The sequence below is a fragment of the Candidatus Cloacimonadota bacterium genome (genome assembly GCA_016932035.1).
GTDB lineage: Bacteria > Cloacimonadota > Cloacimonadia > JGIOTU-2 > JGIOTU-2 > Celaenobacter.
In genome coordinates, this window is sequence record JAFGDR010000031.1 from 158022 (window position 1) to 179509 (window position 21488).

Genomic DNA, 21488 nt, shown 5'->3' on the forward strand with positions numbered 1-21488 from the left:
TGCGAACGTTTATCGGTAAATATTTTTAATTGTCAAGATTAGGATTTTGATCACAAAATTAAATTGAGAATACCCCCAACAATGATCGTGGAAATCAACATGATCCCTGCGGATTTTAACATATCCTTTACACCCAATTCTTTTAGGAGTACTGCAAAAGTTGCTATGCAAGGGAAATACATGGTTAGAACAACCGAAGAAATGATCATCTGCGATTTGGATAATCCAAGAGGAATAAGCATACCTACAGCAACATCTTTTCGTAGAAAGCCAATAATGAGGGCACCGACAGCACCCTCCGGCAGTCCAAAAATTCCCTTAACGAGTGGCGCAGAAAGCCTGCCTAAAAATTGTATGATGCCCGAAAAATAGAGAATATTCACAACAAGAACGCCGACGATTACGAAGGGAACAGCTTCTCTCAGGAACCACAGGATACGCATCCAGACCTTTTTAAAAAGACCTGGAATATATGGGAATCTATATGGTGGTATCTCAATGAAAATCTCAGGACTCTCACCCTTGGTAAAGACATTCATAATCAAACCAAGCACGACCCAGACAATGAACAGTGTCCCAAAAACGATTGCAATTGCTCCTACTCCATATGAGCCGACAAGCCCGAATATCATGGCGATCTGAGCCATACAGGGGATAGCAATTGCCATGAGTGTAGCAGCGATGAACCTTTCCCGCCGGGTTTCAAGTACTCGTGTTGCCATTGCACCAGGCACATTACATCCGATACCGAGAAGCATCGGAATAATCGCCAGCCCATGTATGCCAAGCTTGTGCATGAACTTATCGATAAGGATTCCAAGGCGTGGCAGATAGCCCGAATCTTCAACAAAACTGAGTACCAAATAGAATGAAATTATATATGGAAGAACCATTCCGATAGGAACAAAAAGACCTGTAGAAAGGAGTCCCAAAGATTCGACATATTCGATCGAGCCATTGATCAGTTTACCAAGCAGTATGTTATGAAAGAAACCTGAGCCACCGAGAAGGGCTGAGAGTTTCATAAGCACCGGTGTCCATAAATTATCAAACAGTGGTTCCATAACATAACCGATGATTGATTCCCCAATAAGCCGAATAATATAAAATGATAGAGCAAGTATGATTATTGCAATTGGTATACCAGCAATAGGATGGATCGAGGCGTCGCCAATTCGCTCCCACAGTGTATGATGTCTATGCGTTAGTTGCTGTGTTTTCTCAATGATCTTACCGATCTTGTTCCATATATTTTCTTCTTTGAATTGCAGGGTGCTTATTTTTGCCTGATCGAGTGATTCCACAAAATGCTTGATACCTTCACCTGTTATTCCGCAGGTTGTAAAGACCGGAATGCCAAGTTCTTTTTGTAAGGCTTCTACATTGATGGATACACCGGTATGCTTGCATTCGTCCCAGAAATTAAGTAGGACGATCATCGGCATTCTTCGTTGTATGAGCTGAAGGGTAAGATGGAGGTTTCGTTCAAGATTTGTTGCATCGACAACATTGACGATAATGGAGTTTTCATCATCTTTGATATCGTCGAGCATTTGCACGGCAACCTCTTCTGCACGGCATGTCGGTTCGAGTGTATACGTGCCCGGAACATCGAAGATCTCGGTGCGCAATCCCTCATGCCGCAGGATACCTTTTGTAAAACTTACGGTGGTTCCCGGGTAATTGGATGCAATAACATTCACGCCGGTCAAGCGAGAGAATATAACGCTTTTCCCGACATTAGGATTCCCGATAAGAAGGATCTTATTCATGACCGAGCCTTTCCACATAGATCCTGCGAGCCATGCCATGCCCGATCGCTACTTGTGAGTTCCCGATCTGAACAATAACCGGACCGTGAAAAAGCTGCGATGAGACCATTTTAACTACTGCATGAGGACGTAATCCAAGCGAACTCATCCTGCGTTCAAAGAGTCTTCCGCCGTGGTGTGACACGATAACAGCGCTTTCACCTTTTTTGAGTTTGATCAAGGGGATTTTTTCCATGTACAACCTCTACTTGTCCTTTTTCCGGCATTCTTTACAGATGCCGCATATTCTGAGTGTGTGACCGGTCATCAAGAAATCATTTTCTTCACATACCTGCTTTTGTATCGCTTCGATCTTATCAGAATGAAATTCTATGATCTTGCCGCATTCATTGCATATAAGATGATCATGATGGGCTTCATCCTTCTTTTGTTCATAGATATATGAACCGCTTTGCAGCTGAGTATTCTCGACCAGGCCGCTCTTTACCAATAGATCGAGGGTACGATAAACTGTTGCGCGGGATATGGCATATCCGTCTTGTTTAAGGTCAAGATAGAGTTCATCTGCGCTGAAATGGTCTGAACGTAAAAGGATGTATCGGGTTATCTGTTCTCTTTCTGCAGAACAGAGTGAATTGTTCATTTTTAAAAAGGTTTTAAATTTTTTTATCTTCTTTTCCATTTTTATAAACCATTTTAAGATTGAGACACAGTCTCATTTGAAGTTTACGCCTGTCAAGAAAAATGTAAAATAAAAAACCCGTAGCATTCACTCCGGGTTTTAAGTTAATTTACAAATGTTTTTTAAATAGAAAAACCGACACCTAATCGTACGGTCTGGTACTTCGCAACGGAATAATCAAGCATAACGTCGATGAGTAATATTTTCAACCGTGCACCTGCTGTTAAACGGAATCCGTTGTCACCATCGATATCAAAGTCGATCGGAACATCTGTACCAGTCCAAGGTTCTTTATAGGTATATTTTGCTTTGAGCTTTGTCATCTCATATCCGATACCACCATAAATTGTAACAGGAAGTACAACGAGTCCTCTGCTGGCATGAAGATTTACAAATGAGCTATTCACTGTAACCTCGTCACCAACCTTCAGCTGCTGGTATGTTCCCTGTATTGATATTGGGATAAGAGCAGATAGCATTGGGATAAGTTTACTTACCTGGTATTTTACACCCCCACCTATAAACGTAAGTTTTCCGAGATCCTTGATCTCGTAAGGAGGGATGTAACGTAATTCGACTTCGAAACCTGCTGGTAATCCAAGATGAGCCTGAGGAACAACAAGAGGGATCATACCAAAATTTACACCTGGAGGTAAAAATAAATCCGGTGTAACCTGAGGATCTTTGGTTGTGAAAACTGCACCGTCTTTTCCCCACACTGTTGCTGAAACCTCGTAATCTCCATTATACAGTTCAGTATTTGGGTTATGAGCTAAAAAGGTTTTTTCTTTGTCTGGAACAACTGCAAGCATTGCATTGAACGTCAGACCAAAACTCAAGGGTGCCGTCTTAGCTGTACTGAACCATCCTGAATTAAGGTCGCTTCCAAAAGCATTAACAAAGGGCTTGATATACATTTTAGCGTTCTCTTCACCAAGCTTTGTGAGGTCTTCTATAACATCAGCCTGGATAAGAGAAACAGCACAAATCATCAAAAAAAGAAAAACTAAAATTATTTTCTTCATGTGTACCTCCACACTTTTATGTGAGTACGTCAGTTTATATTAAAATGTCAAGAATTTTAGGAATTTCTATAAGAGAATAAGTTTGCAGAATCTGCGTTTACCAACTTTGATGACCATGTCATTTTCCGGGATTAATTCATAGTTCATGTCGGAAATTCTTTCGCCATTTATTGATACAGCCCCCTGTTTGATCATGCGTCTGCCTTCACCATTAGACTGCACAAGCCCCCCATCATTAAGAAGCTGAACCAGCCAGATTTTTTCCGGTTTGACCTTTAACTCAGGGATGTCATCTGGAATTTCTTTTTGAGCAAAAACAGTATTAAAATGATCTTCTGCTTTCTTTGCAGCTTCAGCATCATGATAAAGCTCAACAACCCGACGTGCAAGCTCCTGCTTGATCAGCTTGGGATTCATACCTTCTTTGAGTTTCTTCTTCATCTCAAGTATGTCGTCGATAGATGCAAACGCCGCATACAGGAAATAATTCTCAATGAGATAATCCGGTATGGACATGACCTTGCCGTATTTATCTTCGGGAGAGTCAAAGATTGCTATGTAATTACCAAGACTTTTACTCATTTTTTCTACACCATCAGTTCCGATCAGAATGGGCATCAGCACTGCGACCTGTTCGGGCATATTGAAGTAACGCTGCATATCACGTCCTGCTAAGATGTTGAATTTCTGCTCGGTGGCACCCAATTCCACATCAGCTTTGATCGCAACAGAGTCGTATGCCTGGAGTATTGGATACATAAGCTCGTGCAGTCCGAAAGGAAGATTTTCTTCATATCTTCTACGGAATGTATCATGCGCCATGATCTGCGCCATGGTGAATTTTCCAAGTAGAGAAATAAATTCCGAAAGCTGCATAGGACCAAACCACTCACTCTGATAACGAACTTCAGTCTTATCCTTATCCAGAACATAGTACATTTGATCCATGTATTTCTCTGCGTTTCGTTTTACATCTTCTGCAGATAAGTGCGGTCGCGACTCGTTTTTCCCGGTCGGGTCTCCGATCTGTGCAGTATAGTCTCCGATCACAATAACGCCGATATGTCCTAAGTCCTGGAATCTGCGCATAATACGAACAGGAACCATATGCCCGATGTGTACATCCGAAGCTGTGGGATCGATACCGTATTTTATCCTGAGTGGGATTTTTGTCTCTTGCGAATGTTTGAGTTTCTTAATAAGATCTTCTTCAGGAATGATCTCTTCAACTCCCTGCTTGATGATCTCCATCTGTTTTTGTATATCCAAAATATCTCCCGATTTGATTATCTTACATTCATAGGTTTATTCTTGACAACAGATATGCCCTTTTTAAGAGCTGAATCATAAATGATTGGTGCTGAAGAGGGGACTCGAACCCCTACATCCGTAATGGACACTAGGTCCTGAACCTAGCGCGTCTACCACTTCCGCCACTTCAGCACGAGTGAGAAATTTCTGAGATGCGCTCTGGAGCGTCAAGAAAATCGCATTTCCAGATGCAGTATTGATTATAGAATAAGGATAGTAGATGAATAAAATAGAGATTGAAAGATTATTGGTCGACTCTGGTGCTTTTTTAGAAGGTCATTTCAAGCTGACCTCTGGAAAACACAGCAAATATTATGTTGAGAAGATAAAGCTCATTCAGAGACCGGAAGATGTGGTCAAGATCGGGAAGGCATTTGCTTCGAAGTGTTCTCATCTCGATTTTGATGTGGTTGTGAGTCCTGCTCTCGGAGCGATTGTTCTTGGATATGAAGTTGCCAAACAAATGGGTAAGAGATTTGTTTTTACCCAGAGAAAAGAAGGTGTGATGTCAATCCGCAGCGGGTTTGATCTTCAGCCGGGTGAAAGAGTCCTTATTATCGAAGATGTGACAACAACCGGAGGGAGTGTTTTTGAGGTAATCGATTGCATTAGAGAGCGTGGGGCAGATATAGCCGGTGTCGGTCTTGTGGTTTACAGAAGTGGAGGTATTATCGATTTTGGTGTACCTGTACTCCCACTCCTCACGTTGAAAATCGAAGCATACGAGCCGGATGAATGCCCCCTTTGTAGAGAAAATGTTCAGATAACCAAACCCGGTTCAAGCGGTAAATAAGAGAATATTCAAGGAGTAAATACATATGAAAATTGTTGAATGTGTTCCTAATTTTAGTGAAGGTCGTGATCTCAATATTATCAAACAGATCACTGACCAGATAGAAGAAGTCGATGGCGTTGTGCTGCTCGATGTTGATCCCGGTAAAGAAACGAATCGAACTGTTGTAACCTTTGTCGGGTCTCCAGAAGGTGTAGAAGAAGCAGCGTTCAGGGCAATTAAGAAGGCTTCTGAGATCATCGACATGCGTCAACACTCAGGTGCTCATCCACGCATGGGAGCAACCGATGTATGTCCCTTTGTGCCTGTGGCAGGAGTAACAACTGAAGATTGTATTGAGATTTCAAAAAAACTTGGTAAGCGTGTCGGTGATGAACTCCACATACCGGTTTTTCTATATGAACACTCAGCAACGACACCGGAACGGCAGAACCTTGCAAACATCAGGCAGGGAGAATTTGAAGGGCTCGCCAAGAAACTCGAAAATCCGCATTGGAAACCTGATTTTGGTCCTGCAAAATGCCATGAAAAAGCAGGGGGTCTTGTTACCGGTGCTCGTGAATTTCTCATTGCATACAACATCGATTTGAACACACGTGATACTCAAAAAGCAAAGGAAATAGCTCTTACGATACGTGAAAAAGGTCGTCGAATGCGTGATGAGAATTATCAGCCTATTACAGATGATGAAGGAAACATTATTACAGAGCCAGGTATATTTGAGGATGTTAAAGCGATCGGATGGTATATTCCTGAATACGGACAGGCGCAGATCTCCATCAACCTTACGAACTACAACGTTGCACCACCCCATCTTGTTTTTGACAAAGTCAGAGAGATCGCTCTTGAAAGAGGTTTGGTGGTAACAGGTAGTGAGCTTGTTGGACTCATTCCGCTTGAAGCAATGCTTAATGCAGGTAGATATTTCCTCGAAAAGCAAGGTTCATCCTATGCTGTTTCCGATAAAGAACTGGTGCATATTGCAATTGTTTCACTCGGACTCAATGACATTTCAAAATTCGATCCAAATGAGAAGATCATTGAATATAAGATTGCTAAACAAGACTTACTTGTTAATCTGAAAGTCAACGAATTTGTTGATGAGCTTGCCTCCGATTCACCTGCCCCTGGTGGCGGAAGTGTTGCAGCATTATGCGGGAGTCTCGCTGCAGGCTTGACTTCGATGGTTGGAAATCTGACGCAGGGAAAATATAAATTCAAGAATAGCGAAGAGAGGATTGCATATAAAGAAAACGAAGCGCGCATGCTGACCATGGCGTGGGAAGCCCAGCAACTTAAAAAGCATCTTCTCATCGCAATCGATACTGACACGGAAGCATTCAATACGTATATGGCCGCAATGAAGCTTCCCAAGAAAACGGATGAGGAAAAGAAAATTCGATCTACTGAAATTCAGAAGGCGATCAAAAATGCAACACAGGTTCCGCTTCATACAATGAAACTTTGCTGGGAAGTTATCGTGCTGGCAGAAACCGCAGCAAAATATGGAAACCAGAATGCCCTTTCTGACGCAGGCGTCGCTGCCATAACAGCACTTACCGCAACAAAAAGTGCATATTTTAATGTGCTAATCAACCTGCCTGGTGTCAAAGATGAGGATTTTAAAAAGAAGATCAGAGAGGAAGCAGACAACACACTAAATCAAGCAATTGAACTTTCTGGAAAAATTGAAAAAAGTGTTTTAGAGAAGTTATAAAAAAATTCTATGAATGACATACGTGCACACGAATAATAACTTTGTGTGCACTTTTTTATTATGAAATATATTGGAGCACATGTCAGCGCAAGCGGCGGTGTGTGGAACGCACCGGAAAATGCCCATAATATTGGTGCAAAGGCATTTGCACTCTTTACTAAAAACCAGAGGCAATGGAAGGCAAATCAGCTTAATAAAGAGGATATTTCATTATTCAAAGAAGCATGCTCCCGTTTTGGATATGATTCCAGATATATCCTTCCCCATGACAGTTATCTGATAAACCTGGGACATCCTGAAAAGGATGCTCTTCAAAAATCAAGAGATGCTTTTATCGATGAGGTCCGACGATGCGAGCAGCTTGGGTTGCGCTATCTCAATTTTCACCCGGGAAGTACGCTTAAGAGAATTTCAAATAAAGAATGCCTAGCCATCGTTGTGGATTCGATAAATAAGACAATTGATAACTCCGATTATCTTACATTAGTCATTGAAACAACCGCGGGAATGGGTTCGAGTGTTGGTTCGTCATTTGAAGAACTTTCGTATATTATAGAACGAGTTGAAGACAAATCCAGAATAGGTGTCTGTATCGACATGTGCCATATCTTCGCAGCAGGATATGATATCGGTAAAAAGAAGAAATATGAAGAAACGATGCGTAGGTTTGAAGATGTCATAGGTCTTCAATATCTAAAAGGAGCTCACCTCAACGATTCCAAAAAGGATTTCGGAAGCGGCATAGACAGACATGCCCCAATCGGAAAAGGTTTTATAGGAATAGAAGGTTTCAGAAACATCATGAATGATGAACGATTCGATGAAATTCCTCTCATACTCGAAACACCCGAACGAGATAATTGGAAAAAAGAAATAATATTGCTCTACGATCTTATTGAACAGAAAGAGGTTACATGAATAAAAAAATTGCAGTTTTAGGAGCAGGTCTTGTTGGTCATGCAATCGTACAGGACCTTGCTAAGGATAAGGATGTTTTTGTGAAGGTTTATGATATTGATGATGAGAAGCTCAATCAGTTTCAGAATATCTATAATGTGGAAGCGGAGTGTAAGGATGTTGCAGGATTATCATCTTTTGATGAAATACTTGAAGATGTCGATCTTGCAATTTCTGCGGTACCTGGATTTATGGGTTTTGAAACATTGCTTAAGATCATCAAAACGGGAACGAATGTCGTTGATATTGCATTTTTTCCTGAAGATCCCTTCCAGCTCGATGAGCTTGCAGAAGAGATGAAGGTTACTGCTGTTATCGATTGCGGAGTAGCCCCCGGTTTGTGTAACATCATACTTGGTTATCAATATGCTCATCTTGATGAAATTTCACGTTATGAGTGCTTTGTAGGCGGATTGCCGAAAGTTCGCAGAATGCCTTTCCAGTACAAAGCAGGATTCTCCCCGATCGATGTGCTTGAGGAATATACTCGTCCTGCGCGATTTATCGAGTTTGATAAAGAGATCACGAAACCTGCATTATCCGATGTAGAGCATCTTGATGTGCCCGGAGTCGGAACACTCGAAGCATTCAATACGGACGGATTGCGCACACTTCTCAAAACGATTCATGTTCCATTCATGAAGGAAAAGACACTGCGATATCCTGGTCATGCTTTTATTATGAAGATGCTTCGTGATAATGGTTTTCTTGATACTAATGAAATCGATGTTCACGGAACGAGGGTCAAACCCATTGAGATGACGTCTCAATTACTTTTCAAGAACTGGAAATTCGATGAGGGCGAAGAAGATGTGACGTTTATGAGAGTTATCATCGACGGGGAAAAGAAAAATCAACACTACGCTTATACGTATGATCTTCTTGATTCCTATGATAAGGAAACTGATACGACCTCAATGGCGCGAACAACAGGTTATACATGCACAGCTGTCGCAAGACTTTTGCTTTCAGGAATGTTTGATAAAAAAGGTATCTGTCCTCCAGAATATGTCGGGCAAAGTCAGAAATGTTATGAATCAGTACTGAAGCAACTTTCACAGCGAAATATTGTGATGGAAGAGAAACTCGCTAAAGATGATGAATAAATGAAGAAAATATCTCTTTTATTGCTTTTCATATGCCTTCTTTTTTGTTGTACTCAGAATCAAAAACATGAAGCAGAGAAAGAAGAGGTAGTCTCAGAGAAGAAAACAGTTGAACATCCTTTATCCATTGAGTATCTCAGAACGCAAAACTTTTCGAGAAGCAGGATTGAGATCGTCGATACGGTGCTGGTCAATGAATCATATTCAAAATATATCGTATCATACAAGTCGGGCAGTCTAAAAATTTATGCAGCACTGGCAATACCCAAAAGTGATGAAACAGAAAGTACTTTTCCCATAATCATTCTCAACCACGGATACATTCCACCTGATTCATATGACAACACCAGGAAATATGTTCGTTATATTGATTTTATGGCACGGAATGGATTTATCGTATGTATGCCGGATTATCGGGGACATGGAAAATCCGGAGGAATCGCCACTTCTCCTTTTTTCACAAATCATTACCTTAAGGATGTGATGAATGCTCTGGGTTCTGTTTTGCAACTCGATAATGCAGATACAACCAATATTTTTATGTGGGGGCATTCTATGGGCGGCTCGATCACCCAGCATGCAATGGTCATCGATGACCGCATACGAGCAGGAGTTATCTGGGGAGGAGTGGTCGGAACATACGAAGATATGTTCTATACATACCAGGATAAGACGCCATGGGTGAGAAAAGGCGGATATATTGCGCATGAAATGGAAAGGTTGGAACGAGAATACGGTGCGTATTCGTTAGAGAATGAATTCTGGAAATCGATTTCACCTGTTGCTTATTTGCATAAGATAAGCGGACCCGTTCAGCTGCATCATGCACGATACGATCCGTCTGTGCCGGTAGAAATGTCGATAGCTTTTACTCAACATCTGGAAGTTGCGCAGCAGTCGGTTGAGCTTTATATCTATAATTCGTATGATCATAATATCGGTCCCCCACATTTCGAGGAAGCGATGCAGCGCACTGTAGATTTTTATAAAAAATATGTAGAATGAAATAAATCTCAGGAGAGATATAATGAAAGATAAGATAAATTTAGGATTACGATTTTTTCTGATCATACTCATCGTCGTTGTTGGATCAATTATTTCTGTGCGATTGTGGTCGGGAAAGTCTGAGAAGATAGATTAATCGCTTGAAATCGCCATCAATGAGAATATGACGATTTCTGAAATCGGGAAAGTAAACAAGCTTGAAAATATTGTACTGAAAAATGCTTTCGGACTTCAGGCAAAAGAAGAGATGCAAAAGAAACTCTCGGACTTTAATCTCTCTATCGAGCAGGCGGCATCAAAGATACAAAAATCCATGGCATTACAGTCCGAGGACGCATCAAAAAATTGGGTAAAGATCGTCATCAAATTCGCACTCTGGTTTGCGTTCCTGATATTCATGTTCATTATGATAAAAAAGAAAAATGTCAGCACAAAGAACAGAAGTTGGTTCTACTTTATTGCAGTTATGATATTTGGCGTCATACTCAGCGCAGATCCTTCTCCCATGGGAACGATCAAAGATAACTTTGCTCTATTTGGTGCATATCATGTTCTCTTCCCGCCGAGATTAGTCGCACTTGCACTTATGTTGCTCATGGTCATTCTTGCAAACAAATTTATCTGTTCGTGGGGATGCCAGCTCGGGACATTGCAGGATCTCATTTTCAGGATCAATAAAGAAAAAAAAGGGAGACCTGTTATCGCAAAGATTAAAATACCATTTGTGATCACGAACACGATTCGGATAATTTTCTTTCTGGTATTTGCGGTCATTGCATTAGTCTGGGCATTTGATATTATCGAGCCGATCGATCTCTTCAGGATATTCAAACCGTCTGCACTTGGTATTATCGGGATAATTTTTGCGGCGATCATGTTCAGCTTATCATTGATCGTTTATCGTCCGTGGTGTCACTTTTTCTGCCCTTTCGGTCTTATTGGATGGGTTGCAGAAAAGATAAGCATCATCAAAATAAAGGTTGATTATACTAAATGTATTGGATGCGGAAGCTGCATTAAAAGTTGTCCTTCAAGCGTAATGGAAGCAATCATTAAAAAGAAGAAGATAATTCCCGATTGTTTTTCCTGTGCATCCTGCATTGAGAGCTGCCCGGTCGATGCGATCAGTTTCAAGGAAGGTAAGAGAGATAAGCCAACGAAGGATATTTTACAGAAATTGGGTTAATAAATTGTGCGTTGAGATTTAAGAGCAAGGTGAAAAAAAAGCACGGTATCATTAGACGCCGTGCTCTATGTATTTAAGGGTTATTGGATTTTACATAATACCGAGGAAATTTTGAATTGCGGGGGAGAACGCTACGATCATTCCTGCGAACACAATACTTACCATGCTCATCAGTTTGATGAGAATGTTAATTGAAGGACCGGCAGTATCTTTGAATGGATCGCCAACTGTATCACCAACCACACATGCTTTGTGAACGTCTGAACCTTTTCCACCATAATGACCGATCTCGACATATTTTTTTGCATTATCCCACGCACCGCCAGAATTGTTCATCATGATCGCGAGTGTGAAACCTGTGGTGAGTCCACCTGCAAGCAAGCCCATGACACCGGCAACACCGAGTAACAGACCAACAAAGATGGGAGTAAGAATACCAAGAAGTGCAGGGGCAACCATTTCTTTTTGAGCTCCTTTTGTAGAGATAAGAACACATTTTGCATATTCGGGTTCAGTCTTGCCTTCCATAATACCTGGAAGCTCTTTGAACTGTCTGCGGACTTCAGCAACCATATCGCCTGCTGCGCGTCCAACTGCTTTAAGGGTCAGTGCTGCAAAAACAAATGTGACCATTGCTCCGATAAAAAGACCGATCAGCATCTTAGGATTCATGAGTGTTATATTATAATGCTGAACGAAATGGGCAATTGTTGCTTTACTCAATTCTACGCCAGCGATCATTGTTTCGCCTGCGAATTTCAACCCGGTTCGCACTTCTTCAAGATAGGAAGCGAGCAAAGCCATTGCGGTAAGTGCTGCAGAGCCGATAGCGAAACCTTTTCCGGTTGCCGCAGTTGTGTTACCAACAGAATCGAGTGCATCGGTGCGTTCGCGAACCTCTTTGGGAAGCTTGGACATTTCTGCATTTCCACCGGCATTGTCAGCAATAGGACCGAAGGCATCCATAGCGAGTGTTACACCGAGTGTGGAGAGCATGCCGACTGCACCGAATCCGATGCCGTACAAGCCCATTTCAGGAATACTGAAACCTTTACTCACAGCAAACGCAGCAAGAATTCCAATGCCGATAATAATGACCGGTGCGCCTGTCGATCTCATGCCAACTGCAAGTCCATCAATGATAACGGTTGCAGGTCCAAATTCAGCCTGTTCCGCTATTCCTTTTGTTGGCTTGTAGCTATATGATGTAGAGCGTTCGGTGAATATCCCGATAAGAATACCGGCAAGCAATCCTATGACCATGGCAAAAAAGACTCCAAGCGAATATTCGGGAGGTAACATCCATTTTGTTACAAAGAATGCAACGATCGCGATGAGTATTGAGCTTCCATACACGCCCTTGTTCAAAGCGAACATGAGGTCTTTGGTTGTAGCATCTTCTTTGGTTGAGACCATATAAATGCCAAGTACAGAGAGAAATGCACCGATACCGGCAAGTATCATCGGTGCGGTGACAAAGCGGATCGCAAGATCCTGCAATGCCGGGATCCTCAAAGAAATCTGAGTAAAAGCAGCCATACCAAGTGCGGCAGTTGCAAGAATTGAACCAGCATAAGATTCATAAAGGTCTGCACCCATACCAGCCACATCACCGACGTTGTCTCCCACATTATCTGCAATGGTCGCTGGATTACGGGGATCGTCTTCTGGAATACCGGCTTCGACTTTGCCAACGAGGTCAGCACCCACGTCAGCAGCTTTTGTATAAATACCTCCACCGAGACGAGCAAAAAGTGCTTGAGTTGATGCACCCATACCGAAACTAAGCATCACGACTGTGATCGTATGAAGGTCCATCTTGAATGCATTAAGTACAAAGAACCATGCAGAGATATCAACAAGTGCCAGTCCAACGACCACAAGACCCATCACACCACCTGCCCGGAATGCGATAGTGAGACCTTTATTCAGACTCTGACGTGCACCTTCAGCAGTTCTGTTTGATGCAAGAGTTGCTGTGTTCATGCCAATCCAGCCTGCAAGTCCGCTGAAAAATCCACCAGTCAAGAATGCCCATGGTATAAGAGGGTGGAGCACTTTCAGCACCCATGCCATAATGTTAAAGACGATGAATGCAATAATAAAAAATATTCCGACTCCGCGATACTGCTGCTTAAGATATGCAAAAGCGCCTTCCCGTACATATTTGGCGATCTTCTGCATCTGCTCATTACCCGGATCTTCTTTTTTCACATTCCTGTAAAGAACGAATGAAAAGATCAAAGCTATGATAGCACCGGCAGGAGCGACAATCCATAGTAATGGGATGTTCATAGAGAATCCTCCGATATAAATGTTGATTTAGCGTCAGATTTTTAAGCACTATCCTGTTTGTCAAGGATACAAAGATGAGAGCTATCTTCTACATCGAACTTCAATGAATAATTGGATAATTATAAATAACGAGAGTTTAGGAATATTAAGCGGAAAAAAAGTATCATTTTTGATGATTAATATCAAAATTTCACATGCTAAAATGGTTGAATTATAAATTTAGGAATCTTTCTCGGAAAAACTTGACACATAAAATATACCCTAATGTTTTACCCACCAAATAACTTACTTCAAAAATAAAATTATTTAAATGATTAGACCTAAATGCTTGAATGAGAAAGGACACACATGGTCGTTTCAAAATCCGATCTAATTAAATTTTTCAATTCAATACAGTCAGAATATGAGGTTTATGTCCCCCATAAAACTGAGCGGGAAGTTGACGACCTTGTATTTAAAAAATTTGATCCTGAAAAAGATTTTGTCCTCGATAAATACCGCACAGTTGATCCTGTACGAGCACTTTTTTATATGCCATCAGAAACCGTTCTGCCACCCTCTGCAAAATCAAAGAAAAGAATAATCGCAGGCGTAAAGAATTGTGATCTTATGGGACTTGCTGTTCTTGATGATGCGCTACTTAAAGATAATTTTGTAGAGCCGAATTATAAAATCTGGAGAGAAAATTCATACATTATAAGTTGTGACTGCACGGGGGCACTTCCCACCTGCCATTGCATTTTACTCGATAATAATCCCTATCCTGTAGAAAAAGAAGGTGAAGTGCTTTACGATATTAACCTTTCTCCTGTCGATGATAAATATATCATAACAATCGGTAGTAAGAAGGGGGAAGAACTCGCAGAAAAACTCAAAGAAGTGTGTACACTCTCAAGTGTAACTGATAATGATAAAGAGATCCGTGAAGCAAATCGAGCAGAGGTTCTCAAGAAGGTCAGAGACATCAATGCAGATTTTACACCTGACAGAAACTATGATGTGATCACAGAGAATAAAGAAGCTGCTACATGGAAAGAATTATGTAATGAATGTGTACAATGCGGTGCATGTACGAATATCTGTCCGACTTGTTATTGTCTTATCCTCAATGATGAAAGCACAAATGAGGAATTCAAAAAAGTTCGATCATGGGACTCCTGCCAATTGGTTGGATATGCAGAAGTTGCAGGTGGAGGAACGCCACGCGAACACAAATGGGAAACATTTAGAAATCGTTATCAATGCAAACATAATTTTATGAAGTTTAATTTCGATAAATTAGGATGCACAGGATGCGGGAGATGTATTTCTGCCTGTCCTGCTGAAATCGATTTACGAGAAGTTATTCAAAGTTTACAGGAGGTTTAGGTTGCCAGACAAGAACCCCTACGAAGTATTAAAAGCTGATGTGCTCGACGTCATCGAAGAATCCCCTACGATCAAATCATTCTATCTCAAACCGGAAAGACCGTTTGAATTTGCTACTGGTCAGTTCATTGAACTTTCATTGCCGGGAATTGGAGAAGCACCTTTTACGCCTTCATCCTCACATTATGAGAAAGAAAAAATATGGGTTACCATAATGAATGCCGGATTTGTCACCAACCAGATACATAAGGTTCAAAAAGGTGATGTGATGGGAATCCGCGGACCTTACGGAAAAGGATACCCACTCGACATTTTCAAAGGCAAAGATGTTCTCCTCCTTGGTGGCGGTGTGGGACTCGCTCCGCTTCGTTGTCTTCTCCAGACAATGATACATGATATTAATGATTATAAGAGTATCACAGTTTGCTTTGGTGCCCGTACACCAGATGATATGATCTATAAAGATCAGATTAAAGATTGGAAAGGCCATGAAAAGATACACCACCTATGTACTGTTGATAAATGTTCTGAAAGCGATATCTGGAAAGGGAAAACTGGTGTTGTAACTATTCTACTTGATGATATCAAGGTTGATCCTAAAGAAGCCATTGCCGTGGTATGCGGACCTCCTATCATGATGAAATTCGGAACCTTCTCTTTGCTGGATAAAGGTTTTAAACAAGGAAATATCTACCTCTCAATGGAGAAGAAAATGTATTGCGGTTTCGGGCAGTGCAGACATTGTGTGATGGGTAAATATTATGCCTGTAAAGATGGTCCCGTGTTCACGTATGAACAAATCAAAGACGAAGAAAAAATCTGGGATTAATACATATTAAAGGAAAGATAGTATCATGAAAAGATTATTTGTAGATATACCTAAGCTTCTGAAAGAAGAAAGTCTCGAATGCATTGATTGTGAATACTTGTATCACGAAGGAGCTAATCGCGGTGTATTCTCTATTGTAGAAATTGCTGAATTTGGTGCGTATTGCCGCCAATGCAAAGAATCCTTTTGTATCGAAGCATGCCCAAAGGATGCGCTTGAACACAGCCCAACCAATATGATCTTACGTCATAATATGCGTTGTGTGGGTTGTAAGAGCTGCACGCTTGCCTGTCCCTTTGGTACGATCTTTCCCGAAGTCATTAACTATATATCGCAGAAATGTGATTTCTGTTTAAATCAATTGGAAATTGATCCGAACTATGTCCCGCTTTGTGTAAAAACCGCTCCTAACGAAACACTTACTATGGTTGATATCGACAAAGATGATCCTGAAAATAATATTTATCTTGTTGGAAGCAGAATGGTGGTCAAGACACATCACTGGCGAAATAAAGTCGGAAAAAATAAATAGCATTGGATGATGAGGTTCAGGAGATAATATGCTAAAATATTTGTTCTATCTGCTCGTGTTCCCGGGCTTTCTCTTTGCATCCGTATTCGGACTCATCGTAGGATGGATAGAAAGAAAAGTCAGTGCTCGAGTTCAATTCCGCGTTGGTCCTCCTTTCTTTCAGAATTTTTATGACATATTCAAATTGTGGGGTAAAGAGATCATACTGATAAAGAATTCCCCCTATTTCATTTTTATTATTGCTCCAATCATTGCATTTGCATCAGTTATCATATCATCAACAATCGTCGGGGTTTCTTTCTTCTACGGCATTGGTATCGGCGGAGATCTTCTCTTTATCATCTACCTGATGGTGATATATTCTGTTGCGATGATCCTTGGCGCATCGTCTACCGGTAACATCTATTCCAGTATCGGGGCAGGACGTGAGATGAAGATGCTCATCTCGGATGAACTTGCATTCGTTCTGGTGATCCTCGTTCCGATCATCCATGCAGGATATAAAATCAACCTTTCACAAATTTTAGCATATCAAAACGTAAACGGTATGATCATCGGTAGCGCTTCTGGCATTATCGCTTTTATCGTTGGCATCATTTGCCTACAGGCAAAGATGGGCATGGTTCCTTTTGATATCGCAGAAGCTGAAACAGAGATCGTCGAAGGACCGCTCATGGAGTATTCCGGTCCATTGCTTGCGTTCTGGAAACTTGCACATTATATGATGTATGTGTTCCTTCCAATGCTACTCGTTATCCTTTTCTGGGGTGGCATGAGTTTTGCTTCTTTTGGAACCATTATGGCTGGAATTGGAAAATATCTGCTTGTAGTAGTACTGATGATACTTATCAGGAATACAAATCCTCGCGTTCGTATCGATTATGCAATAAATTTCTTCTGGAAATGGGCAAGCCCCCTTGCTCTTATCGCCGTAATTCTGGCAATCATAGGAGTGTAAATTATGGCTTTCTATAATAAAATTATTAAAAAATCGATTTGGGTATTTCACGTCAGTGCAAGCCCGTGTAACAACTGCGACATCGAAATTCTTGATCTAATCACACCGGGATATGACGTCGAACGTTTTGGTATTAAGCTTGTCGGTTCAGCCCGTCATGCTGATGTTCTTCTTGTTACGGGTGTTGTTTCCTATAAAGTTGCACCTCGCATTAAGCAACTCTATGAACAAGCAGCAAAGCCGCTCTTTGTTGTTGGCATTGGAACTTGTACTGCTGGTGGCGCAACCTTCAAAACGAGTTATAATAAAGCAGGAATACCGCTTGAAAATGTTATACCGGTCAATGCATACGTCCCGGGATGCCCTCCTAAACCCGAAGCTATGATCGATGGTATAGTAAAATTATTAGGAACGTTAAAATGAGCGACAAAGGCACAGAATTTTTTGATACATTTAAAGATAAGATGACCAAAGTCATCCGCAAACCAAGAAGAAATTACTTCAACATAAAAAACGAAGACCTGATAGAGATCGCCGACTATCTTTTCAATACAATGGGCTGCAGGCTTTCGATCTGTACTGCAACCGAGGTGTATGATGGATTGGAAGTACTCTATCATTTCTCTGATGACAAAACAGGGATTTATTACAATCCGCGTGTAAAAACGAGTCTGGAAAATCCGGAGATCAATTCAATTGCACCAATGATCGCTGGTGCAAACTGGATCGAGAGAGAAATGTATGATCTTTTTGGTATTAAGTTCAAGGGACATCCTGATCTGAAGAAATTGCTGACAATCAACAGCCCTCATTTCGGTGAAGATGACCATCCAATGCGTTTTAAGCGCAAGCGAACAATAGAGAAGTAACAGGTATGCAGAGGAGCATGTAATGAGTAAATGCAGAATTCCTTTAGGACCTTTTCATCCATTGTTGGAAGAAGCGGAATTCTTTGATATAAAAGTCGAAGGTGAAAAAGTTGTTGATATTGAAATGGAAACCGGCTGGATGCACAGGGGTCATGAAAAGATCTCTGAAACCAAATCCTTTACCCAATCGATCTTCCTTGTAGAAAGAATTTGTGGAATTTGTTCGACCTCCCATCCATTCGCAGCAGTCCATGCTATGGAAGACATCGATAATGTCGAAATACCAGAACGTGCGCAATATATACGAATTTTTATCGGAGAGATGGAACGAATCCACAGCCATCTGCTCTGGCTCGGGCTTGCTGGACATTTCATTGGATACGATACCCTTTGGATGTGGGCATGGAAATATCGCGAACCCGTTTTGCAAATATTCGAAAAAGTGTCGGGTAATAGAAATCACTATGCGATGTTCCGTGTCGGTGGTGTCGGGAGAGATTTTGATAATGATCTGATCCCTGAGATACATCCAATTCTTGATATGATCGAAAAGAAGATGCTTATGATAGCAGGCGCAGCACAAGATGATCCGGTACTTCGCTCACGTCTTAAAGGTGTCGGAGTGCTGACCAAAGAAGATGCTATAAATTACTGTGCTATTGGTCCTACAGCTCGTGCATCTGATGTTGATATAGACGTCAGACGAGATGATCCTCTTGAATATGATCTTGTAGATTTTGATGTTATCGTTTTACCGAACGGGGACGTTTATGATAAATTAGTTGTTCGTGTACTTGAGATTATTGAATCTGTGAAAATTATCAGACAATGTCTTGACGCATTTCCAAAGATTGGTGGTGAATATATCAATAAAGTAAAACATATTTCGCCCGGAGAAGGTTGCGGAAGATACGAAGCACCACGCGGAGAAGTATTTCATTATATTAGAAGTGATGGCTCAAATCGTCCACTTCGTCATAAAGTTCGTGCTCCAAGTTTCTCAAATATTCCAACCTACAAAGCTTCGTGTGTTGGCATTCCGCTTGCAGATGCTCTTATCACACTTGCAGCTGTTGACCCATGCTACTGTTGTACCGAGCGCAGCATCCGAGTTATTGATAAAAATAATAAGAAATTAGAACATAATCTATTAACCATGTCTCGCCAAAAGACCACACAACTCAAAAGTGACATAGTAGGAAGCGAGAAAACACCCATCGATCGAATTTTTGAAGATTAGGAATTCAAGAAAGGGTATATAAATGTGGAATAATTATCTATTTTTGCTTGTCGTTATCCCGATAATTGCAACCATTATCAGTCTATTTGTACCGACGATCATCAAAAAGCTACTCACCCTCGCTTCTGTAATATGGACGCTTATTCTCAGCATTAAGGTTTTCAGTGCAGAAGCACTCAGCTTTGGAATGTTCGGAGCAAATATTTTCCTCACTGACCAACTTTCACGATTCATACTCCTGTTCATTAATATTCTCAGTTTGATCATTCTGATCTATTGCCTCAAGAATGTGAAAAAAGACTATGAGGGAAAATTCTTCCTTCTCTTTGCATTGACGGTAAGTTTCTGTAATGGTGTTGCCCTGAGCGCAAATATGATCGCATTCATTATTTTCTGGGGACTCTCCGGAGCACTTGTATACCTGTTTGGAATTTTAAATTCACCTAAGAGTGCCGATAGCTCAAGGAAAGCATTCATTATTATTGGAACATCAGATGTGCTGCTGCTTTTTGGTATGGTCATTATGTTTGTAATGACCAAGAATCCAAACCTTTATATGGGCAAGATAACACTGTCCAGCGTGATGACCTATGTGGCATTTTTCTGTTTACTTCTTGCTTCATTTGCCAAAGCAGGTGCATTCCCGATGCATACGTGGCTACCTGATTATGCTAAAGATGCCCCTATCGAAGCAGTTGCAGAACTTCCAGCGGCAATGGATAAGCTTCTGGGAATTTACCTTTTTGCACGAATTATGATGAATTTCTTTGCCTATCCGTTTGTAATACAAGCGATCATTATGATACTGGGTGCCTTAACGATAATCTTTGCTGTTATGATGGCCCTTGTTCAACATAATGGTCGAAAACTTCTCGGATACCATGCTGTCAGCCAGGTTGGATATATGGTACTTGGTATTGGAACAGGGAATCCAATTGGTATTATCGGTGGACTCTTCCACATGCTGAATAATGCAATCTATAAATCAAGTTTATTCCTTTCACTTGGATCTGTGGAGAAAAGAACGGGAACTTCCGAACTCGACAATCTCGGCGGTCTTGCACGAAAGATGCCCCTCACATTTGTGGCAGCATTGATCGGTGCCCTTTCAATATCGGGAATTCCACCCTTGAATGGATTCTTCTCGAAATGGATGGTTTACCAGAGTGTTCTGGAAACTGCATCAAAGCATGGTTCGATCTGGCAGATCGTGTTAAACCTTTGTTTCGTTCTCGCAGTGTTCGGAAGTGCTCTTACTCTCGCAAGTTTTATCAAATTTATACATGCGATCTTCCTCAGCAAATTGCCAAAGAAATATGACGCTGTTAAGGAGATCAGCTTTAATAACTGGATCGCAAATCTGTTGCTTGGAGCACTCTGTGTGATCTTTGGTGTGCTTGTATTTGCAATTCCAGTAAAGATGTTCTTGCTTCCCATTATTGGCACGGGAACGATTAAAACATTCCTTTTGGGGTTTTACAGTTCAAAGGTCATTCTCTACTTCTTTGCCGCATCAATCCTTCTTGGTCTGATCATCTATCTTGTCTTCAAGAAAATCCGTTTTGATGATGAATATGTCGGTACCTATCCCACGACTGAAGCGAATCGTATCACCGGTGTTGAGTTCTATCAGGAAATCTCGAATATGAGACCGTTCAAGAAGATCTACGAGTGGGCAAATAAGAAATATTTTGATATTTATAAATGGGGAACAGTGTTTTCCCTGTGGCTTGGCGATGTCTTCCATAAGTTGCATTCTGGTTTATTACACACCTATGCGATATGGACACTCGCCGGTCTGGTGATCGTCACCATAATTTTGTTAAGTGCAATTTAGTTGTAA

Annotated in this window: 19 protein-coding genes, 1 tRNA gene and 1 pseudogene; 14 read left to right on the forward strand and 7 right to left on the reverse strand. The window is 41.2% G+C overall.

The window, feature by feature from the left end; genetic code table 11:
- Positions 1–50 precede the first annotated feature (50 nt).
- The 6 genes from JW794_05670 to JW794_05695 form a co-directional block, all read right to left on the reverse strand.
- Positions 51–1772 carry a ferrous iron transporter B gene (locus tag JW794_05670; protein MBN2017599.1) on the reverse strand — a complete coding sequence of 574 codons (1722 nt, stop codon included), beginning with the start codon at positions 1770–1772 and terminating at the stop codon, positions 51–53.
- On the reverse strand, positions 1765–2007 hold the full coding sequence (locus JW794_05675) for a ferrous iron transport protein A (GenBank protein ID MBN2017600.1): 243 nt from the start codon (positions 2005–2007) through the stop codon (positions 1765–1767). Before JW794_05675 ends, JW794_05670 begins: the two co-directional genes overlap by 8 nt.
- Before the next feature lie 9 nt (positions 2008–2016).
- Complete coding sequence (locus JW794_05680; protein ID MBN2017601.1) at positions 2017–2454, reverse strand: transcriptional repressor; 438 nt, start codon at positions 2452–2454, stop codon at positions 2017–2019.
- Positions 2455–2576: 122 nt separating this feature from the next.
- On the reverse strand, positions 2577–3479 hold the full coding sequence (locus tag JW794_05685) for a hypothetical protein (GenBank protein ID MBN2017602.1): 903 nt from the start codon (positions 3477–3479) through the stop codon (positions 2577–2579).
- Between the two features lie 66 nt (positions 3480–3545).
- Entirely contained in the window at positions 3546–4730 is a 1185-nt protein-coding gene (locus JW794_05690; protein MBN2017603.1) for a tyrosine--tRNA ligase, read from the reverse strand.
- 104 nt (positions 4731–4834) lie between these two features.
- Positions 4835–4922 (reverse strand) — tRNA-Leu (locus JW794_05695).
- An 88-nt stretch (positions 4923–5010) separates the two neighbouring features.
- Here JW794_05695 and JW794_05700 point away from each other — a divergent pair.
- The 6 genes and pseudogenes from JW794_05700 to JW794_05725 all read left to right on the forward strand — a co-directional run bounded on the left by JW794_05700 (position 5011) and on the right by JW794_05725 (position 11554).
- The gene (locus tag JW794_05700; GenBank protein ID MBN2017604.1) at positions 5011–5583 is read left to right on the forward strand and encodes an orotate phosphoribosyltransferase; all 573 of its coding nucleotides are present in this window, start codon (positions 5011–5013) and stop codon (positions 5581–5583) included.
- A gap of 25 nt (positions 5584–5608) precedes the next feature.
- Positions 5609–7300, forward strand: coding sequence for a glutamate formimidoyltransferase (ftcD, locus tag JW794_05705; protein ID MBN2017605.1), 1692 nt, complete (start codon positions 5609–5611; stop codon positions 7298–7300).
- Between the two features lie 60 nt (positions 7301–7360).
- Complete coding sequence (nfo, locus tag JW794_05710) at positions 7361–8218, forward strand: deoxyribonuclease IV (GenBank protein ID MBN2017606.1); 858 nt, start codon at positions 7361–7363, stop codon at positions 8216–8218.
- A complete protein-coding gene (locus JW794_05715; GenBank protein MBN2017607.1) occupies positions 8215–9363 on the forward strand; it encodes a saccharopine dehydrogenase NADP-binding domain-containing protein in 1149 nt (382 codons plus the stop codon). The genes nfo and JW794_05715 overlap by 4 nt, the downstream gene beginning before the upstream one ends.
- The gene (locus JW794_05720) at positions 9364–10368 is read left to right on the forward strand and encodes an alpha/beta fold hydrolase (GenBank protein MBN2017608.1); all 1005 of its coding nucleotides are present in this window, start codon (positions 9364–9366) and stop codon (positions 10366–10368) included.
- 22 nt (positions 10369–10390) lie between these two features.
- Positions 10391–11554, forward strand: a pseudogene (locus tag JW794_05725) (4Fe-4S binding protein).
- 90 nt (positions 11555–11644) lie between these two features.
- Here JW794_05725 and JW794_05730 read toward each other — a convergent pair.
- Positions 11645–13849, reverse strand: a complete 2205-nt coding sequence (locus JW794_05730) for a sodium-translocating pyrophosphatase (protein ID MBN2017609.1) — start codon at positions 13847–13849, stop codon at positions 11645–11647.
- 348 nt (positions 13850–14197) lie between these two features.
- On the opposite strand from JW794_05730, the gene JW794_05735 reads away from it, so the two are divergent.
- The 8 genes from JW794_05735 to JW794_05770 are packed head-to-tail and all read left to right on the forward strand — an operon-like array spanning position 14198 to position 21482.
- The gene (locus JW794_05735) at positions 14198–15217 is read left to right on the forward strand and encodes a 4Fe-4S dicluster domain-containing protein (protein MBN2017610.1); all 1020 of its coding nucleotides are present in this window, start codon (positions 14198–14200) and stop codon (positions 15215–15217) included.
- A gap of 1 nt (position 15218) precedes the next feature.
- Positions 15219–16046, forward strand: a complete 828-nt coding sequence (locus JW794_05740; GenBank protein MBN2017611.1) for an FAD/NAD(P)-binding protein — start codon at positions 15219–15221, stop codon at positions 16044–16046.
- A gap of 25 nt (positions 16047–16071) precedes the next feature.
- Entirely contained in the window at positions 16072–16578 is a 507-nt protein-coding gene (locus JW794_05745) for a 4Fe-4S binding protein (GenBank protein MBN2017612.1), read from the forward strand.
- Positions 16579–16606: 28 nt separating this feature from the next.
- Positions 16607–17536 (forward strand): NADH-quinone oxidoreductase subunit H, encoded by a 930-nt coding sequence (locus JW794_05750; GenBank protein MBN2017613.1) that lies wholly within the window; start codon positions 16607–16609, stop codon positions 17534–17536.
- A 3-nt stretch (positions 17537–17539) separates the two neighbouring features.
- The gene (gene nuoB, locus JW794_05755; protein ID MBN2017614.1) at positions 17540–17959 is read left to right on the forward strand and encodes an NADH-quinone oxidoreductase subunit NuoB; all 420 of its coding nucleotides are present in this window, start codon (positions 17540–17542) and stop codon (positions 17957–17959) included.
- Positions 17956–18405 (forward strand): NADH-quinone oxidoreductase subunit C, encoded by a 450-nt coding sequence (locus JW794_05760; protein ID MBN2017615.1) that lies wholly within the window; start codon positions 17956–17958, stop codon positions 18403–18405. The genes nuoB and JW794_05760 overlap by 4 nt, the downstream gene beginning before the upstream one ends.
- Before the next feature lie 22 nt (positions 18406–18427).
- Positions 18428–19645, forward strand: a complete 1218-nt coding sequence (locus JW794_05765) for a nickel-dependent hydrogenase large subunit (protein MBN2017616.1) — start codon at positions 18428–18430, stop codon at positions 19643–19645.
- A 22-nt stretch (positions 19646–19667) separates the two neighbouring features.
- Positions 19668–21482: a hypothetical protein gene (locus tag JW794_05770; protein MBN2017617.1), complete on the forward strand. Its 1815-nt coding sequence runs from the start codon at positions 19668–19670 to the stop codon at positions 21480–21482.
- Positions 21483–21488 lie beyond the last annotated feature (6 nt).

What these genes read in the sequence shown, in the direction of transcription:
- JW794_05670 (MBN2017599.1), bottom strand. Translation starts at nt 1,772, where the DNA reads ATGAATAAGATCCTTCTTATCGGGAATCCTAATGTCGGGAAAAGCGTT.
- JW794_05675 (MBN2017600.1), bottom strand. Translation starts at nt 2,007, where the DNA reads ATGGAAAAAATCCCCTTGATCAAACTCAAAAAAGGTGAAAGCGCTGTT.
- JW794_05735 (MBN2017610.1), top strand. Translation starts at nt 14,198, where the DNA reads ATGGTCGTTTCAAAATCCGATCTAATTAAATTTTTCAATTCAATACAG.
- JW794_05765 (MBN2017616.1), top strand. Translation starts at nt 18,428, where the DNA reads ATGAGTAAATGCAGAATTCCTTTAGGACCTTTTCATCCATTGTTGGAA.
- nfo (MBN2017606.1), top strand. Translation starts at nt 7,361, where the DNA reads ATGAAATATATTGGAGCACATGTCAGCGCAAGCGGCGGTGTGTGGAAC.
- JW794_05750 (MBN2017613.1), top strand. Translation starts at nt 16,607, where the DNA reads ATGCTAAAATATTTGTTCTATCTGCTCGTGTTCCCGGGCTTTCTCTTT.
- JW794_05720 (MBN2017608.1), top strand. Translation starts at nt 9,364, where the DNA reads ATGAAGAAAATATCTCTTTTATTGCTTTTCATATGCCTTCTTTTTTGT.
- JW794_05760 (MBN2017615.1), top strand. Translation starts at nt 17,956, where the DNA reads ATGAGCGACAAAGGCACAGAATTTTTTGATACATTTAAAGATAAGATG.
- JW794_05685 (MBN2017602.1), bottom strand. Translation starts at nt 3,479, where the DNA reads ATGAAGAAAATAATTTTAGTTTTTCTTTTTTTGATGATTTGTGCTGTT.
- ftcD (MBN2017605.1), top strand. Translation starts at nt 5,609, where the DNA reads ATGAAAATTGTTGAATGTGTTCCTAATTTTAGTGAAGGTCGTGATCTC.
- JW794_05745 (MBN2017612.1), top strand. Translation starts at nt 16,072, where the DNA reads ATGAAAAGATTATTTGTAGATATACCTAAGCTTCTGAAAGAAGAAAGT.
- JW794_05690 (MBN2017603.1), bottom strand. Translation starts at nt 4,730, where the DNA reads ATGGAGATCATCAAGCAGGGAGTTGAAGAGATCATTCCTGAAGAAGAT.
- JW794_05680 (MBN2017601.1), bottom strand. Translation starts at nt 2,454, where the DNA reads ATGGAAAAGAAGATAAAAAAATTTAAAACCTTTTTAAAAATGAACAAT.
- nuoB (MBN2017614.1), top strand. Translation starts at nt 17,540, where the DNA reads ATGGCTTTCTATAATAAAATTATTAAAAAATCGATTTGGGTATTTCAC.
- JW794_05700 (MBN2017604.1), top strand. Translation starts at nt 5,011, where the DNA reads ATGAATAAAATAGAGATTGAAAGATTATTGGTCGACTCTGGTGCTTTT.
- JW794_05730 (MBN2017609.1), bottom strand. Translation starts at nt 13,849, where the DNA reads ATGAACATCCCATTACTATGGATTGTCGCTCCTGCCGGTGCTATCATA.
- JW794_05715 (MBN2017607.1), top strand. Translation starts at nt 8,215, where the DNA reads ATGAATAAAAAAATTGCAGTTTTAGGAGCAGGTCTTGTTGGTCATGCA.
- JW794_05770 (MBN2017617.1), top strand. Translation starts at nt 19,668, where the DNA reads ATGTGGAATAATTATCTATTTTTGCTTGTCGTTATCCCGATAATTGCA.